16 protein-coding genes are annotated in these 15,252 nt (G+C 54.4%); 6 read left to right on the top strand and 10 right to left on the bottom strand.

What is annotated here, in order from left to right:
- Positions 1–5: 5 nt before the first annotated feature.
- From ACN0YN_RS05700 to ACN0YN_RS05680, 5 genes are all read right to left on the bottom strand, one after another.
- The gene (locus tag ACN0YN_RS05700; protein ID WP_417384025.1) at positions 6–368 is read right to left on the bottom strand and encodes a hypothetical protein; all 363 of its coding nucleotides are present in this window, start codon (positions 366–368) and stop codon (positions 6–8) included.
- Between the two features lie 269 nt (positions 369–637).
- Entirely contained in the window at positions 638–1,003 is a 366-nt protein-coding gene (locus tag ACN0YN_RS05695) for a phosphopantetheine-binding protein (protein WP_417384024.1), read from the bottom strand.
- 156 nt (positions 1,004–1,159) lie between these two features.
- A complete protein-coding gene (locus tag ACN0YN_RS05690; protein WP_417384023.1) occupies positions 1,160–1,540 on the bottom strand; it encodes a hypothetical protein in 381 nt (126 codons plus the stop codon).
- A 106-nt stretch (positions 1,541–1,646) separates the two neighbouring features.
- The gene (locus ACN0YN_RS05685; RefSeq protein WP_417384022.1) at positions 1,647–2,069 is read right to left on the bottom strand and encodes a hypothetical protein; all 423 of its coding nucleotides are present in this window, start codon (positions 2,067–2,069) and stop codon (positions 1,647–1,649) included.
- A 135-nt stretch (positions 2,070–2,204) separates the two neighbouring features.
- Positions 2,205–2,945, bottom strand: a complete 741-nt coding sequence (locus ACN0YN_RS05680) for a helix-turn-helix domain-containing protein (RefSeq protein WP_417384021.1) — start codon at positions 2,943–2,945, stop codon at positions 2,205–2,207.
- 88 nt (positions 2,946–3,033) lie between these two features.
- Here ACN0YN_RS05680 and ACN0YN_RS05675 point away from each other — a divergent pair, with 88 nt between their 5' ends.
- The 3 genes from ACN0YN_RS05675 to ACN0YN_RS05665 are packed head-to-tail and all read left to right on the top strand — an operon-like array spanning position 3,034 to position 7,423.
- Positions 3,034–4,578, top strand: a complete 1,545-nt coding sequence (locus ACN0YN_RS05675; protein WP_417384020.1) for a sodium:solute symporter — start codon at positions 3,034–3,036, stop codon at positions 4,576–4,578.
- Entirely contained in the window at positions 4,575–6,179 is a 1,605-nt protein-coding gene (locus ACN0YN_RS05670; RefSeq protein ID WP_417384019.1) for an FAD-dependent oxidoreductase, read from the top strand. The genes ACN0YN_RS05675 and ACN0YN_RS05670 overlap by 4 nt, the downstream gene beginning before the upstream one ends.
- Complete coding sequence (locus ACN0YN_RS05665) at positions 6,176–7,423, top strand: exo-alpha-sialidase (protein ID WP_417384018.1); 1,248 nt, start codon at positions 6,176–6,178, stop codon at positions 7,421–7,423. Before ACN0YN_RS05670 ends, ACN0YN_RS05665 begins: the two co-directional genes overlap by 4 nt.
- Positions 7,424–7,454: 31 nt before the next feature.
- Here ACN0YN_RS05665 and ACN0YN_RS05660 read toward each other — a convergent pair whose 3' ends face one another.
- Together ACN0YN_RS05660 and ACN0YN_RS05655 are read right to left on the bottom strand one after the other, a co-directional pair.
- Positions 7,455–9,425 (bottom strand): FAD-dependent oxidoreductase, encoded by a 1,971-nt coding sequence (locus ACN0YN_RS05660; RefSeq protein ID WP_417384017.1) that lies wholly within the window; start codon positions 9,423–9,425, stop codon positions 7,455–7,457.
- A 145-nt stretch (positions 9,426–9,570) separates the two neighbouring features.
- Positions 9,571–9,921: a DUF6122 family protein gene (locus ACN0YN_RS05655; protein ID WP_417384016.1), complete on the bottom strand. Its 351-nt coding sequence runs from the start codon at positions 9,919–9,921 to the stop codon at positions 9,571–9,573.
- 216 nt (positions 9,922–10,137) lie between these two features.
- Here ACN0YN_RS05655 and ACN0YN_RS05650 point away from each other — a divergent pair, with 216 nt between their 5' ends.
- On the top strand, positions 10,138–10,845 hold the full coding sequence (locus ACN0YN_RS05650; protein WP_417384015.1) for an HAD family hydrolase: 708 nt from the start codon (positions 10,138–10,140) through the stop codon (positions 10,843–10,845).
- 161 nt (positions 10,846–11,006) lie between these two features.
- Here the strand turns inward: ACN0YN_RS05650 and ACN0YN_RS05645 are convergent, their stop codons facing one another.
- The 3 genes from ACN0YN_RS05645 to ACN0YN_RS05635 all read right to left on the bottom strand — a co-directional run bounded on the left by ACN0YN_RS05645 (position 11,007) and on the right by ACN0YN_RS05635 (position 13,315).
- Complete coding sequence (locus tag ACN0YN_RS05645; RefSeq protein ID WP_417384014.1) at positions 11,007–11,891, bottom strand: DUF3592 domain-containing protein; 885 nt, start codon at positions 11,889–11,891, stop codon at positions 11,007–11,009.
- A gap of 254 nt (positions 11,892–12,145) precedes the next feature.
- On the bottom strand, positions 12,146–12,670 hold the full coding sequence (locus tag ACN0YN_RS05640) for a hypothetical protein (protein ID WP_417384013.1): 525 nt from the start codon (positions 12,668–12,670) through the stop codon (positions 12,146–12,148).
- 24 nt (positions 12,671–12,694) lie between these two features.
- Positions 12,695–13,315, bottom strand: coding sequence for a DUF5673 domain-containing protein (locus ACN0YN_RS05635; protein WP_417384012.1), 621 nt, complete (start codon positions 13,313–13,315; stop codon positions 12,695–12,697).
- 263 nt (positions 13,316–13,578) lie between these two features.
- Here ACN0YN_RS05635 and ACN0YN_RS05630 point away from each other — a divergent pair, with 263 nt between their 5' ends.
- Positions 13,579–14,508 carry a pentapeptide repeat-containing protein gene (locus ACN0YN_RS05630; RefSeq protein WP_417384011.1) on the top strand — a complete coding sequence of 310 codons (930 nt, stop codon included), beginning with the start codon at positions 13,579–13,581 and terminating at the stop codon, positions 14,506–14,508.
- A gap of 31 nt (positions 14,509–14,539) precedes the next feature.
- Positions 14,540–15,229, top strand: coding sequence for an HAD family hydrolase (locus ACN0YN_RS05625; protein ID WP_417384010.1), 690 nt, complete (start codon positions 14,540–14,542; stop codon positions 15,227–15,229).
- Positions 15,230–15,252: the final 23 nt, after the last annotated feature.

The raw sequence follows: 15,252 nt of genomic DNA, 5'->3' as shown, positions 1-15,252 counted from the left end.
GGAATTCACATTCCAGTCTGGAACATGCCTCGGAAAAACTGAATGGCTCCAAAAACAATCGCCCCCCAGGCCACAACATAAGTGCCCCCTTCCGAGGAAGCCGAATAGGTAAGCACTGTCACCACAATTCCGCCGATACACCACAATGCACCGAACATCATATTTTTCTGGGCGGCTTCTTTCAGTTGTGCATCCCGTGCTTCGCTTAATTGCGAGACAATCATTTCCGCCGATTCCTGATCGACACCTTGCTCCATCAGCGCCGCCTGGACCTGCTGATTCGAGGCACCATCCCGCATCTTCTCTGCCGCAAACTGATACAACGCCTGTACGATCTCATCCTGCGACATTGCTTCTGCGTCACTCATAGCTCATTCCCCCTGATATAATTCGTCTGCTTTTCTGAAAGTAATGCAGAAGATCTCGTCGCGCTGCTGTCCTCCTGCTCGAACTGCGCCGGAACCAGCACAGTTACTCACACTTATACCATACTGATCACCAGTTCAAAAACAATTTCAGAACGAATCACAATTAATCTAAGGAATTCCGAGAGTTTCAGCAGGGTACGGAGATAACCATCCCTTTTAAGAATCTGAAACAGAGTCAAACTGCAGGATCTATCAAACGGCCACACCAGTCACATTTTCCTGGCAGCGACCAGATGCGACAAACGACTCAACAGCTCACGCACCGTCTGCGACTGACTTAAGACTTCATAGTCCACATCAGGAACGAGAAGAGTAATCTCTCCTTCCAGCAGCATCACCAGTTCCACCACAATCAGCGAATCATAGTCAAGTTCCCGTAACCGGGTCTCCAGAGTTACCGGTCGGGACAAAGTCAGCTCAAGCGCGGTCCGCTCACGTTCCCAGAACGCCAGCAGGAACTTTGCCCCCTCAATCCGACAACCACACTCCGGGCAGCAGACCTGATCAGGAACGGTATTCATACTGTGTGCCAAAGGAGCCGCACACAACGGGCAATTTTCAGGATACCAGGCCATTTAGAACACCTCTATTAAACGCCTAAACGCCACTGTTTTACCGGCTGCCAGTGTCGGTCTGCTCGAAAGTGAAGACCCGACAGCTCCAATTCTACTGAAATAAAAGAGCAGGGGACACCGAACACAACCATTCTGAACGGAAAGAACGCATACTCATTATTCAGAATCCAGTTTCGGTTCCAGCCGTTCCCACTCAGGAGACTCCTTACGTACCACAAACGTCCGTTCCGCTTGATGATACAGATACAGGCAACCGCAGTGCGGACAGATCGCATCGACCGTGCGGACCAGCCTCAGCCTGGTTCCTGGTTCACTCTTTGCGATGATTGCTTTCACGATCTCATCCCAGCGTTCATCCGCCAGTTGAATTGCCTCGACTCCGAGTATCTCACCGCATTCCAGACAGACAAACCGACTCGCCAGTTGTCTGCGTCTGCGCTTCTCAACCCGGTCCTTTAACAGCGAATAAGGCACAAGAATTGGTAAGAGCAGGATAAAAACCAATACGATGATGCCTTCTCTGATGTTCTTAATCATGTTTGTTCTGACGATTCCTCTCTCACCGGGTGCCACTGTCGGCTTGTCCGACAGTGACTACCAGAAAACGCCCATCCGGCTGAAATAACAAAGCAGCAGGCCATCTTCAGGATTTTCGTTTCACCCAGTCCGCAATTCGCTCATTCTCTTCTAAATGTTCCCGTTCGTAATAATAAACGGTCCCTTCTCGCAACCTGACATTTTCAGCAACCACATAAAAAGGAATTTTCTCAAAACTGGCATCACTTTCAGCTTCAATACAAAAAACCGCATGCCTGTCACAGACGGCAATGAATTTTCGAACCACTTCGATTTCGTTAACGGAGGCCAGCCGAAAGTGTGGATTCCAAAACAGAACAGGCAATGCAAGATACGTAACCTCGCGAAACTCAACTTCGACTTCGTGATAATACGCGAAATCAAAGCTTCCGGTAATCAGGAGATTATCTCCTGTATAAGATTCAATGCGGAAACCATCGATATTCGTTTTCTCAACAATCTCATTGATTCGCATCAATACGTCTATCACCTCTCCACCTGTTTCCTCTGAATATATTGCACTAATGACACTCCTGCCCCCATCAGATCATCTTACCACATTCATCATTCACACATACCCGGAATATCGACGTTAGGAAGCGAAACAGATCCTCCTGCTGATGCATCACCCCGGCCCCCGATCCGCCGAAGGCGGATGCCCCAGCACCTGCCGATACTGGGCCGAGAACTGAAAGACACTCGCAAACCCCAACAGGTGCGCGACTTCTCCCACGCGCAGTCCCTCCTGCTGCATCAGCCGCCGGGCAAATTCCATGCGGGTCCGTCTCAAAAACTGCTTGGGACTCTCGCCCACCTGCTCGCGAAACAACCGCCTCAGGTGCGGCTCCGAAAGCCCCGCGGTCTCCGCCAATTCGCTGATCCGGTGATTCTGATCCGGAGCCGCTTCAATCAGCCGCACCACCTTCCGCAGTCGATCATCCAGCCGTCGCTGTTCCCCCTGGTCAGCTTCCGGAAACATCAGCCGCACCGCCGCCGCCAGCAGACAGCCCCCCGCATCCGCCTGTTCCGCCTGGATCGTTTTCAACAAACCGATCAGCGCCGACCGCTTCGGTTCCTGGCCCAGGAAGGGGACCGCACGCTGTTCGGTCAGCCGCGTCGCCGCCTGAAATTCGACGAACAGATACGACACCGGCTCCCGCCCGAAATACCGGTTCTCCCGCACTCCGGGCGCCAGCAGCCCCAGCCAACCCGCAGCGACCTGAAACGATTCCTCGGCGATTCGATATTCGCCGCTGCCCGCTTCCACATACAGAAACCGGTAACGCGAGATCCGTCGGGGCCGCAGATGCAGTTCCTGGTGAAACCGCACCCGGCTGCTCGCAATATACTGAAAAGGACTTCCCATCACAGCCACACCCCATGATCGTTTTTGACAAATAAATAACCGATTCTCCTATTCCTCAGCGGGATCGTCAACAGTAGTATGGCCGATTATGTTATCAATGCTCCTCGCCAATTCGGTTCACTTTCGCCCGCTCGACCTGGCCGCGATCCTCGTCTATCTCACACTCATGGCGGGGATGGGACTCTGGTTTTCCCGCCGCAATCAGTCGACCGAACACTACTTCCTCGGCGATCGTAATTTCCCCGGCTGGGCCATCGGCCTCTCCATGCTGGGCACCTCCATCAGCTCGGTTACGTTCCTCGCCTTCCCTGCAGCCGCCTTCGCCCTCGACTGGCGACAGCTGATCTCTAACCTCACCTTACCTTTCGTCGCGGTACTGGCCATCATCGTCTTCATTCCTTTCTTTCGTCGGGGAAATACCACCAGTGCCTTCGAATATCTGGGCGACCGTTACGGCACCGTTCCCCGTCTCTACGGCACCCTCAGTTTCATTCTGCTCCAGTTGATCCGCCTCGGAAAAGTTCTCTTCCTGGTTTCGATTCCGGTCAGCCTGCTCACCGGCTGGGATATCCGTCTCGTGATCGTAGGCGTCGGCATCTTCATCTCCTTCTACACCATTGCCGGCGGAATCGAAGCCGTCATCTGGACCGACGTCATTCAGACTATCGTCCTCTGGATCGGGGGCATCCTCTGTTTCACAATCATCATCACGCGACTCCCCGGCGGGCTGGCGCAGGTCTTTGAAGTCGGTTCGGCCCAGGGCAAGTTCGGCATCGGCTCATTTGACTTCAACCTGACCGAACGCACCTTCTGGACTGTCTCCCTGCTGGGTCTGCTGAACTGGCTGACGATTTACTCCAGCGATCAGAACGTCGTCCAGCGGTTCATCGCCGCCCGCAGTCTCCGCGAGGCCCGTAAAGCAACCGCTATTTACTCTGTCCTGGCCGTGTTGACCTGGTCCTTCTTCTTCCTGGTCGGCACCTGCGTCTTCGTCTTCTATCGTGTCTTTCCGGAATCCACAGTCGCCAACCTCCAGGCCGATGAAGTCTTCCCCTGGTTCATCCTCACCCAGGTCCCCGCGGGACTGGCCGGGCTCGTCATTTCGGGAGTCCTCGCGGCTGCCATGTCCAGCCTCGACTCCTCGATCAACTCCATCGCCACCGTCACCACGGTCGACCTGCTCAAACCCTGGCTCGCCCCGGGCAGGGACGACCGCTTCTACCTGCGGTTCGCCCGCCTGATCGCCGTCCTGGCCTCAGCCATTATGATCGGCGGTGCCGTCTTCTTCAGCTCCGTCGAAAAGGAAAGCATGAACGACCTCAGCTGGATCATCGCCTCCGTCTTTGGCGGCTGTCTGCTCGGCCTGTTCATGCTCGGCTTTTTCACCCGCCGCGTTGATAATACTGCCGCCGTCATCGGCCTGGCCGGGGCGATCCTGGTCAACCTCTATCTCGGCCTGAGCACCGGCGGCTGGCTCCCCGCAGACTGGTCCCTCCAGATTCACACCTACTGGGTCGGCCTGTTCGTCAATCTGGCCTTCATTTCGCTGGCCCTGGTGATCAGCCTCTTTCGCAGCCCCAACACCCGTGATCTCACGGGCCTGACCGTCTGGACGCAGGAGCAACAGTCATGAGCGGGCCCCTGCAGACCGACATCGCCATCCTCGGGGGCACACCCGGCGGCATCGCCGCAGCCATCGCTGCCGCCCGCCTCGGACGCAGCGTCCTGTTGATCGATCCCCAGGCCCACCTCGGCGGCATGTCCACCAGCGGCCTGGGCAAAAGCGACGTCGAACGCCGCCACCTGATCGGCGGCCTGTTTCAGGAATTCACACAGCGGATCCACCAGTACTATCTTGATCGCTACGCCCCCGATTCAGAGGACATCGCTCTCTGCCAGAACGGCTACTACTTCGAACCCTCGGTCGCCGAAACCGTCTTCCACGACATGCTCAAGGCACAGCCGCAGATCACAGTCCTCACCAGTCACTCTCTGAACTCCGCGACCACCAGAGAAAAACGACTGACGGCAATCGACATTCTCAGCCCCCGTGGAGAACGCAGCACCGTCCACGCGCGGGTCTTTCTCGACGCCACCTATGAAGGCGACCTCCTGGCCGCTGCAGGTGCCGACTTCCGACTGGGACGCGAATCCCGCGACGAATTCGACGAACCCCACGCCGGCCAAATCTACTTCGACTACCAGCGACAACAGTTTCTCCCCGGCAGCACCGGGGCAGGCGACGACCGACTCCCCGCCTACACGTACCGTCTCTGCCTGACCACTGATCCCGCGAACGCGGCCCCCTTAACAGAAGCGCCTCCCGACTATGAACGCCGCCACTATCTCGGCTACTTTGACGATCTGGCCGCGGGGCGCCTGGCCGGTCCGCTGCAGCTCAAACCGGGTCGGGGCTACGAACCGGCTCACTTTAACACGCTGGTCCGCGCCCTCAGCGTGACGCCGCTCCCCAACCACAAAACCGACGTTAACATCAACCCGCGTCCGCTCGGCTTCCCCTTTCCGGAACTGAACCGCGGCTATATCACCGGAGACGCCGCCACCCGCGCCGCTATCTCCACTCACATTCGTAATCGCACCCTCGGTCTGGTCTGGTTCCTGCAAAATGACACCCAGATTCCAACTCAACATCACCAGATCGCTCGACAATATCATCTCCCGCTAGATGAATTCACCGACAACCGGCATTTCCCCTGGCAGCTCTACATCCGCGAGGGCCGTCGCCTCCAGGGAGAATTCACCCTCACGGAACGGCACATCACCCATCAGCCGGAGCAGGGGATCGACCAGGCAGAAATCGAAACCTTCGCCGACACCATCGCAATCGGCGAATTCCCCATCGACAGCTTCCCCTGCCAGCCCAGACAACCGGGCGACACCATCGTCCTCGAAGGCTACCTCGGCATGCTGGATCAGATCACCCGCCCCTACGAGATCCCCTATCGGATTATGGTGCCGCAGACCATCGACGGACTCCTCGTCCCGGTGGCCGCCTCGACGACGCACGTCGCCTTTTCATCGATTCGAATGGAACCCACCTGGATGGCCCTCGGGCAGGCCGCCGGCGTCGCCGCCCATCTGGCGATCCAGCAACAGTGTGCCCCCCGTAATATTCCGATTCACGAACTGCAACAGCAACTGGCCAGTGAAGGTCAGATCCTCAAACATCAACCTGAACTCAACCATGCTTCCACCAGGGAACCCCAGTCATGAAACAGCTGATTTATACGCTCACCCTTCTGGCCTCAATCACCGCTGCGATCACTCCCATTACCGGAGCAGAAAAGACTACCACGCCGGTCACCGTTCTGAACCTCCCCGGTTCCGGCACCGATCCCGCGGCCATCGATTATCAAAGCCTCCCGATGCTCAAAGGCGAACATGCCATCATCAACCCGGCGGCCCTCGGTCCTTACCCGCGAAAATCAGATAAAATCGACCTCCGCGACCTGCGGCTGAATCTGCACAACTACCTGATCTATCATGACGGCAAGTTCTGGTGCATCTGGAGCGACGGCCCACGCATCGAAGACGAACCGACCCAGGAAATCAAATATGCCACCAGCGTCGATGGTCTCCACTGGAGCACGGCAAAATCGGTCACCGGCACTCCCGCAAAACCCCACGCCTTCATCGCCCGTGGACTCTGGCTCCGCGATGGTCAACTGTTGGCATTAGCAGCGAAATACCAGGGACACGGCGCCTTTGGTCCACAAGACAAAAAACACCTGGAACTGGTCGCCTACCGCTGGGAACCAAAGCAGGATAAGTGGGTCTATGAAGGCCAACTCTACGATAATGCCATCAACAACTTCCCCCCACAGAAGCTCCCCTCTAACAACTGGATTCTGACCCGCCGTGATTCGCGGTTCAACGTCAGCGTACTGATCGGCGGCGTCAAAGCCCTCAACGACTGGCAGTCCTTCCCCGTCGTGGGAGTCAAACAGGTCTCCGGTTTCCGCCCCGACGAACCGATCTTCTGGGTCCTGCCCGACAATAGCCTGTATGCACTCTTCCGCGATAACGGCAAATCGCAGCGGCTCTTCTTTTCGACCTCCCAAGACGAAGGACGCACCTGGGATACCCCGGTCCTCTCCAACTTCCCCAATGCGAAAAGTAAACTGTTTTCGCTGGCCACCAGCCACGGTTACCGGGTGCTCGTCCTCAATGCGAATCCCCAGGTCAACCGCCGCGAACTCCACCTCGCAGTCAGCCCCGACAACAAAATCTTCACCCGCCTGGCGAAGCTGGAGATCCCCTCACCAGCCGAACTCCCCCCAGCAGTCGCCTCGCTGAAAAAGAAATTCAGTGCCGGCATCGCCAGTCTGCAATACCCGCACGTCATCGAGCACGACGGCTACCTCTACATCGCCTTCTCACGCAACAAGCTGCAGACCGAAGTCTTCCGCGTAAAACTCACCGACATCGATGCCCTGCTGAAATCAGACCACAACTAGACGGAACGCGTTCCGCAGGCTTCCCGTGAAATCACTTCAGGACTGCGGTTTTAATCCGTTTCTGCCAGTCCGGGTGCTTGGCTTTATACTTCTGAAACGCCTCATATTCGCTGGCGACGATCTGTCCGTCGCTGTTCGCATCAATAATTTCAAACAGCCACTCAAAGGGAGACTTCTTCTCATTCCATTCTGACTGGGAAACCATGTTGTCGCCATTCGAATCACATTGCTTAAGCAGCCCCGCCATCGAATAGCGACCACCATCTTTTCCCATTCCCGAATCGGGCCGATCCTTCGCGGGATCCCACACCAGTTTCTGCCCGGCCCGCTCCAGGGCCCGTCGATAGGCTTTCGCATCAATCTCCTGCACGGCACAGTTTTCCGCCAGGGCCTGACAGGCCGCGATCCCCGCCGACTCACCACAGATCATAAACACCGGCTCCATCCGTGCCGAAGCGTACCCCAGGTGCGTCGCTGAAAAACAGACCGGCACCAGCAGGTTTGTGCATTCTTCCTGCTGAGGTGTGATCGCCCGATAGGCAATCGGGTAGGGCTGGTTCGTCGGCCCCCGTGAACCGCCGACAAACATCTTGCCCTCCAGCCCCAACAGGGTCTGTCCCTTCTGTTTTAACCAGATTCGCCGAACCGGATACACGTCGATCCCGTACTGCGCCAGACAGATCGGGTCCTCGATCTCTGTCTTGTTATACACATCGTGAGCCGTCACCGTATAACGTCCCGCCAGGCGGCGCGACACGCGCACATACAACTGATGCGGCCAGCCGGCTGTCTCAGGATGAGGGCGTTGATCCAGTCCGAGTTCAGCCACTTCCTGACGATAAAACTCAGGCACGCGGTCATCAGTACTCATGAAATGATGCAGCCCGCTCAAATAGTCTCGATGCGCCTGCCAGATCTTCACGTGCGCGGCGACATCTCCGTCGGCATAAAACCGGCTGATGCCCACCGGCGACATCGAAATCAGCGAACTCCGTTGATAGTTCCACTCGCCTGAGTTCTTCCAGCCCGGAAAAATCCCGATCAGCTGCTGCCGCAGGTCCTTCTCCCGGGGATGCTGCTGCTTCAGATACTCTACATACCGGCCCACCAGTTCGAAGTCTTCCGCCCGGTAACCCTGAGGCACGCCAAACGGAGCCCGGTGTACGGGATCACTGGTTGTGTAATACCGAAAGTTGTACGCCTGCGTGTAATCGTCCGCCGCCCCCAGCGGCTTCCCATGATCTTTTTCCACGCCGCGTAGCAGGCCACTCTTCGGATCACCGGGCGTCTGAAACGGATCCACGGGAGTCAGCCCCACGGGAGGCTGCACACCTGCGAATTCCTCGCCAAACTCCTCCGATGATTCCCGCCCCACGCGATACGACACGCCCGCTTTCGCCAGCAGATCCCCTTCGTAACTGGCATCAATAAAGACCCTCGCCGCGACGCGCAACGCTTCGCGAGCCTCGAGTTCCACGACCGGCGTTCCCAGTTCGTCAAAGGGGGCCCGATCGAACAGAGCCGCCTGAATCGCTGTTTTGTCTCCCGCCTGTGGCGTACAACCGGCAATGCGATGATCGAAGATCACCCTGATCTTGTGATTCGCAAGCAGTTTCTGGAAGTCTTCGCGAATCGTCTTCGGGCTGATCTCCGCCAGCACCCGGCGGTTTTCAGTTCGATCTTCGGTCCAGTTCGGCTGCCCCAGGCTTTTCAACAGCCCCCGGGTCATCCCCCCGGTCGCTGCATAGTTGGGACAGTCCTGCATCGGCTTGAGCCCCGATCCCAGAATGCCCCCCACCCAGCGGCTTGGCTCCACTATCACCGCTGACCGTCCCGCACGCTGCACCGCGACCGCCGCCAGGATCCCCGACGGAGTCGCACCGTAAATGCAGACGTCCGCTTCCACGGTTTCAGGCTGTGCCACCGCAGTATTCGCTCCGGAAAAGGCGACCAGACATAGGATCGCCAGAAAAGTCCATTGACGCAGGCAGGATAAAATCATGATGGCAGACCAGGTTTGCAGGATCAGTTTTCAGCAGGAATAAACAATCATTATGGTTTACCGCAGGACGCCAGACGAAGCAACTCGATGCTTAACGTTCTTGAGAAATCGATACCCGTGCCTATCGACTCGATTCACAGCCCGCTCAACAAAACAGACAATGCCCGCCCAAAACACAGTCGATCCCATCCGTCGCCAGATGCCACAGACAGCCCACCGCCACCGCCCGCCAGCGCCAGGAGGGAAGACAGAGTAGTGCCGCATAGACGGCCGCTGCCCACCAGGTATGCAGCGGATGAAACCCGAGACTGCAGCGATGCGGATCAAAAATCGGATCGGCCAGCAGATGATCGACGTCAATCAGCATCGTCGCCAGCATAATCAGCCCCGCCTGCACCCAGTGTTCCTTCCAGAACAGGCGCGCAATCAGAAAAGGGATGAGCAGGTGACACGCATAATGAATCAGATGCCGCACGACATCCGGAACCGCTTCCATGAGAGCAGGGGATCTTTCAGCTGGTAGAAACATGAATACGGAATCGACTTCCCCCTGACGTAATCGACGGATACACTCGTCAGGCAGCCAACACTCATGGTAGTATATGCCAGCAGAGACTCAAAAGATACGATACCGGTCTGTAGTCCAGACTGCTGCATCAGCCAGGATCATCCACCATTCAATCAACACGACTGCGCCTGCGGAATCTGGTAAATGTCCATCACCACCATCAAGTGTGTCCTCATCGATCTGGACCATACGCTGTGTTCAACTGCCGAGGGTGCAGCTGCCGCATTAACCGACTTTGCCGATCGATATGGTCTGACCGACCTGGATGTACTCAAAGCACAATTTCGTGAGATTAATGAAAGTCTGTTCGCCCGCTATCTGAATCGACATGTTTCCATCACGGAATTCAGACTGAGAAGATATGAGCAGTTACTGAAACTCCCCGGAATCACAAGCACCAGCCAGCAATCGCTCGCCGCAGAAGCAGCCAGCTTCACAGAGATCATGAACCGCAACTGTGTGCTTTACGAGGACTCGCTTGATTTCCTGGAATACCTGCGGTCCAGACACTTGAAACTGGCTTTACTGACTAACGGACCGGCAGACGGGCAGCGCACCAAAATCGAGTCCCTGGGAATTGGTCATTTCTTTGACCAGATTTTCATTTCAGGCGAAACAGGATACGAAAAGCCCAGCCCGGCCGCCTTCACCAATGCTCTGAATGTTTTACAGGGCAGACCTGAAAACACAGTCATGATTGGTGACAGCCTTGAATTAGATATTCACCCGGCTGTCAACCTCGGCATACACGCGATCCACCTGGACCGGCTAGAGCAGGAATCCAATCTGGATCCACAATTCCAGACCGTTGCCTCTCTGAAGATACTGCTAAAAGATGATTTCATCCGGTAAGAGAAGTATGCGGAACAGAGAATGCGCACAACATCCGAGACCGCTTCCATGAGAGCAGGGGACCTTTGACCGAAATTAGTCTGGACGGAAGCCGTCATCCTAAAGAAGACAGCATAGCACCGGTTTTCGGACCGTAAAATTGTCCTTTTCTAATGCCTCTCTTACAAATATGTTCGTCTCTTAAGAGCAAGAAATATTATTACTCCAGCAAGTCCGAGTAAAACCAGAGCCGACAACCAGCGTTCAACAAATGTATTCAGGACAACCATCTTCTTGTTTTTTGGGTTGACCAGCACTTCTACCGTGTGCCCCAACTGTCGCAGGCAGTTTTCCCTGCTGCCGCCCCAATTACCAGTCAGTCGAGCCCCAGCTTTAGTTTGGACGACAATCACATATCCACTTGACTGCTCAGTTCCTTGCAGTTCGCAGCCCACCACCTCACCCAGTTCACTTTCATAGCGGTTCAAATACCAGACAGTTTTCCCCAGTTCATAAACTCCGATGAGAGGAATCAGGCAGAGCATACAGACAATCAGGATAAATCCCAAATTCCAGACTCCCCTTAAGGCAAAATCCGATAGTTTCTCAGCCAAGGTGCTGTTCGACTGACACCGTTCATCCTCCGCCCGATCCTTTTCCCGCTGCGCATGCAATTCCTGGAAATGCTTTTCCGCAGAAAATGGAGCGAATGAATTGACGAGTTTTACGAGCTGTATAATTGATTGCAGACATGCCTGCCTGTTTTCGCCCCTTTCAGCATCCTCTCGCTCTAATATCCACTCCAGCGAATAAATGGGTAGTTGCAAATCCAACTGACTTAATGGAAGCTCGAGGGACACTTCTTCAGCATCATCAATCGAATTACCATACTTTTGTTGAAGCTGCCGCAACCCATCCAGATCCAGAGCATCAATCGTATTTCGTAGCTGCTCCATCTGCTTTTCAGTAAGCTGAGCAAATCGCACATCCCGCTTGGGGCGATTACGAAAATAGGGATTATCTGAATCTGCCCACCGTGGTTCAGTATGCCAGCGAATCGTCTGCATCAGTTTACCCGATGTGGTGATTTGAGTTTTCCACGAAGTCAGATCATCCAGACAGAACCCCGGAAGCCACCCGACACGAATCAATGTGTCCGGGTCATCTAACACTATTTCTGTGATCATGATTCGTTCTCAGACTGGTAGATCAAGTTAGTGTTACTTCCAGTCCCTTTGCCTTGAACACCTTCGGAACCGCTTCCACAAGTGCAGGGGACCTTTGACCGTATTATATTTATGACAGTGAAACCGCCTTCAGATTACGGTGCGAGGATTGGTTCAATCATCCAGTTGCCGGGAAAGCCGGTTGGTTTGGGTTCGATTCCAGGCAGACCGATTCGTGATCGGCTTCCTTCCGTACTGTCATCGTAGCTGACATAGACGCCTTTGGTCCGCCCTGCGCGAAAATCGACGATAATCCAGGCATCTGCGGGCACGGTAACCGGTTTCGGGAATTTGATCTCCACCCACTGTTCGGCTCCCCGTTCAAACAGAGCATAAGGCGCCATCTCTGTCGCGACGACTTCGGTCAGATCCGGATTCAGAATATAGATCAGAAATCGTTCCTGCGGCGGTTTGGCTGTGCCATAGCGCGAACCATGGATGCGAACTCCACTCAATTCCCGCTGCTCGGCAGGCAGATTCAGTTGAATCATTTCACCCGAGCCACCAATACTTTTTTTACCGGCGGCTTTCGCTTCCGCCAGCACAGGCGAGGATGAAAGCAGAAGACTCATTCCAGCCAACACGAAAAGTGAGAGTATGAAAGTACGTGTTCGTCTCATCGTTATCATCCTTCATAAAAGAAGTCAGCTTCCTGCCTGGATATTTTTTTGCAGCAATTCGTTTACCGCTGCTTTCAACTCGGGTGGAACAGACAGCGGAGGGCCCGCCCCTTTGAAAAACCTTTTGCTGGATTGCAGGACCAACTGTGAATTCGCATCTCCCGTCCAACTGTAACCGGCAATTTCATCCCATTTGAACAGGGTTCCATGATGCCAGACTCCGTTTTCAACGATCAGTAACCGCTCCGAAGAACAGATGAGAATCATGATGGGGGTAGAGAGCAGAAGCCCTCCCATGAGGATTCCTTGACCATTTTCGGCACTGACGAAGAAACTCAACACTGCACCTGGCAATAACACTAATGCAAGCAGCATGAGTGCAGGCTCGATTCGTCTGCCCCTGCAATCAAGTAAAGTTGAACCACAGCTGCGAAGTGATTTGATCCAGGAGATCAGAAACCAGAAAAAAAGCGGGTAGCCACTTACGATTCCTGCATAGATAATTCCATCACCCAGGCTGGTCTGAAAAAAATATGAAAAGAACAATGCCAGAATGCCCTGAAGCACAACCAGACCGATCAGAATCAGGGAATCACCTTTGCCGTTTTCCCACTTCCCGGGGATTTCATTGATTTCTGCTTGCATGAATTCAGGCTCCGTCTGCTCTGAAATCGATTGTGAAAAATATAATCACAAACCACCTGTACAGACAGGAATCATACCAGACTCCTCCGAGCTGTCAATCAGATCGTTAACGAGATACGGCAGTTTAAAGCCGATGATGCTTTCGTCAGAGGCCTGACTGTTTTTTCTACATTCATAAATCTTATTCCAGGCTGATTGCAGCCTGCTTACCATATCTTCAGAATAGAGCTATCGCATCAATATCTGATTTTGTGGAGATAAGTATGGCTAATCCTGAGCATGAAGCACTGGTTCGGAAAGGCGCAAAAGCCTTATCGCTCTGGCGGATGAGTCACCCCCAGGTCAGATTGAATTTGAAAGAGGCAGACTTGAGCGGGCTGGATCTCTACAAAATCAGACTGAGGAAGGCGAATCTGCGTGATGCAAATCTTTTCAGAACGAATTTGAGTTGTGCCGATCTGAGTGAGGCTGATCTGTCTGGGGCCAATTTATGCGATGCCGACCTGATGTGCACGAATCTTTCGGGAGCCAATCTCACCGGCGCGGATTTCAGCGACGCAAACCTGATTGAAACGGACTTCAGCTGGGCCGACTTAAGCGACTGCAACCTGGACAGCGCCAATTTGAAAAGTATCAATCTCAGCCATGCGCAGGGAATCGACCAGAGTACGATCTCCATTGAAACGGTTCCCGGGAACCAGATAGAGCCCCCCGTCCGACCGCAAAAGAAAATGTCGACCGGCTATATTATTATCGCGTCTTCAATCGTCGCGTCCCTGTTTTTGCTGGGAATCGGGTTATTCATCTCAGCCATCGCGGGGCTGTATGGTGTCAAAGTTTTACACCAGAATTATATCGTCGAAGCATTCATGGGGCTGTCATTGGTGTTTTTATGTTTGGGACTGACCGCAGGTGCGATGGGAATCGCATTGGCGAAAGGCTATTTCCGGGTACTCGGTTTTATCCTGGTCGGCATCCCGCTGGCAGGTCTCTGGCTTGACTTTCTGCTGAGATTAATGGCTTCACAGAAAATCATCAAAACCCTGAATGGCATGATACTTGATCTTGGATTTCGAGAAACGTTCAAACAATTCATCTTGATGAATGATGTCTACTATTTCATCGCCGCCGCACTGGCAGGAATATTCATTTTAGGATTTTTACCACACCGGAAAAAGATTTCAGAATCTTAAATCTTCACCATCAGCTCCCGATAAAACCACCATGCGACTCTGCCTGTTTGACATTGACGGCACACTGACTGATACCAGCGACATCGACACGGCCTGTTTCGTCCAGGCGTTAATAGATGTGTTCGGCCTGCAGGAAGTTAACACAGACTGGTCCCTCTACCCGGATGTGACGGACTCCGCAGTAACCACTCGACTGGTTGAATTGCAACGGGGACAGGCTCCCACAGAATCAGAAATGGACCGAATCAGAGAACACTTCTACTCGCTGCTGCAGACTGCTTTCGTGCATTCGCCGGAACAGTGTCTGCCGATCGCCGGCGGGCCGCGATTTCTCAATTCACTGGCCCGTGATCCGGAGACTGCGATTGCATTCGCGACCGGTGGCTGGGAGCAGACCGCGCGGCTCAAGCTTAAACTGTCCGGCTATGATCATGGGCAGTATCCGCTGGCATCTGCCAACGATGCCTTCACGCGCACTAACATCTGCTCCCTGGCCGTCGAACGGGCTCAACAGCAATACTCCGTGACAGATTTCGAAACAATCATTGCGTTTGGAGATGGTATCTGGGATGCCCGGGCGGCTGCCGAACTCGGCTATCGGTTCGTGGGGATCGCACAAGGAGAAAAGGTAGAACCGCTCCAGACTGCCGGCGCTGAATTAATACTACCGAATTTTGAAGCACTCACTCCAGCCGAACTGAGCAAGCGTTTTGACCTTTAGTTACTCCCTCTGTTGAGTTTCTG

This window comes from Gimesia sp., from assembly GCF_048260065.1.
Taxonomy (GTDB): domain Bacteria; phylum Planctomycetota; class Planctomycetia; order Planctomycetales; family Planctomycetaceae; genus Gimesia.
The sequence above is the reverse complement of the archived record's forward strand: the minus strand, read 5'-3'. Positions and strand labels throughout refer to the sequence as shown.

Excerpts from the sequence above, each read along its gene's own strand:
- ACN0YN_RS05700 (WP_417384025.1), bottom strand. The coding sequence starts at position 368 with ATGAGTGACGCAGAAGCAATGTCGCAGGATGAGATCGTACAGGCGTTG.
- ACN0YN_RS05695 (WP_417384024.1), bottom strand. The coding sequence starts at position 1,003 with ATGGCCTGGTATCCTGAAAATTGCCCGTTGTGTGCGGCTCCTTTGGCA.
- ACN0YN_RS05690 (WP_417384023.1), bottom strand. The coding sequence starts at position 1,540 with ATGATTAAGAACATCAGAGAAGGCATCATCGTATTGGTTTTTATCCTG.
- ACN0YN_RS05680 (WP_417384021.1), bottom strand. The coding sequence starts at position 2,945 with ATGGGAAGTCCTTTTCAGTATATTGCGAGCAGCCGGGTGCGGTTTCAC.
- ACN0YN_RS05675 (WP_417384020.1), top strand. The coding sequence starts at position 3,034 with ATGTTATCAATGCTCCTCGCCAATTCGGTTCACTTTCGCCCGCTCGAC.
- ACN0YN_RS05670 (WP_417384019.1), top strand. The coding sequence starts at position 4,575 with ATGAGCGGGCCCCTGCAGACCGACATCGCCATCCTCGGGGGCACACCC.
- ACN0YN_RS05665 (WP_417384018.1), top strand. The coding sequence starts at position 6,176 with ATGAAACAGCTGATTTATACGCTCACCCTTCTGGCCTCAATCACCGCT.
- ACN0YN_RS05660 (WP_417384017.1), bottom strand. The coding sequence starts at position 9,425 with ATGATTTTATCCTGCCTGCGTCAATGGACTTTTCTGGCGATCCTATGT.
- ACN0YN_RS05655 (WP_417384016.1), bottom strand. The coding sequence starts at position 9,921 with ATGGAAGCGGTTCCGGATGTCGTGCGGCATCTGATTCATTATGCGTGT.
- ACN0YN_RS05650 (WP_417384015.1), top strand. The coding sequence starts at position 10,138 with ATGTCCATCACCACCATCAAGTGTGTCCTCATCGATCTGGACCATACG.
- ACN0YN_RS05645 (WP_417384014.1), bottom strand. The coding sequence starts at position 11,891 with ATGCAGACGATTCGCTGGCATACTGAACCACGGTGGGCAGATTCAGAT.
- ACN0YN_RS05640 (WP_417384013.1), bottom strand. The coding sequence starts at position 12,670 with ATGAGACGAACACGTACTTTCATACTCTCACTTTTCGTGTTGGCTGGA.
- ACN0YN_RS05635 (WP_417384012.1), bottom strand. The coding sequence starts at position 13,315 with ATGCAAGCAGAAATCAATGAAATCCCCGGGAAGTGGGAAAACGGCAAA.
- ACN0YN_RS05630 (WP_417384011.1), top strand. The coding sequence starts at position 13,579 with ATGGCTAATCCTGAGCATGAAGCACTGGTTCGGAAAGGCGCAAAAGCC.
- ACN0YN_RS05625 (WP_417384010.1), top strand. The coding sequence starts at position 14,540 with ATGCGACTCTGCCTGTTTGACATTGACGGCACACTGACTGATACCAGC.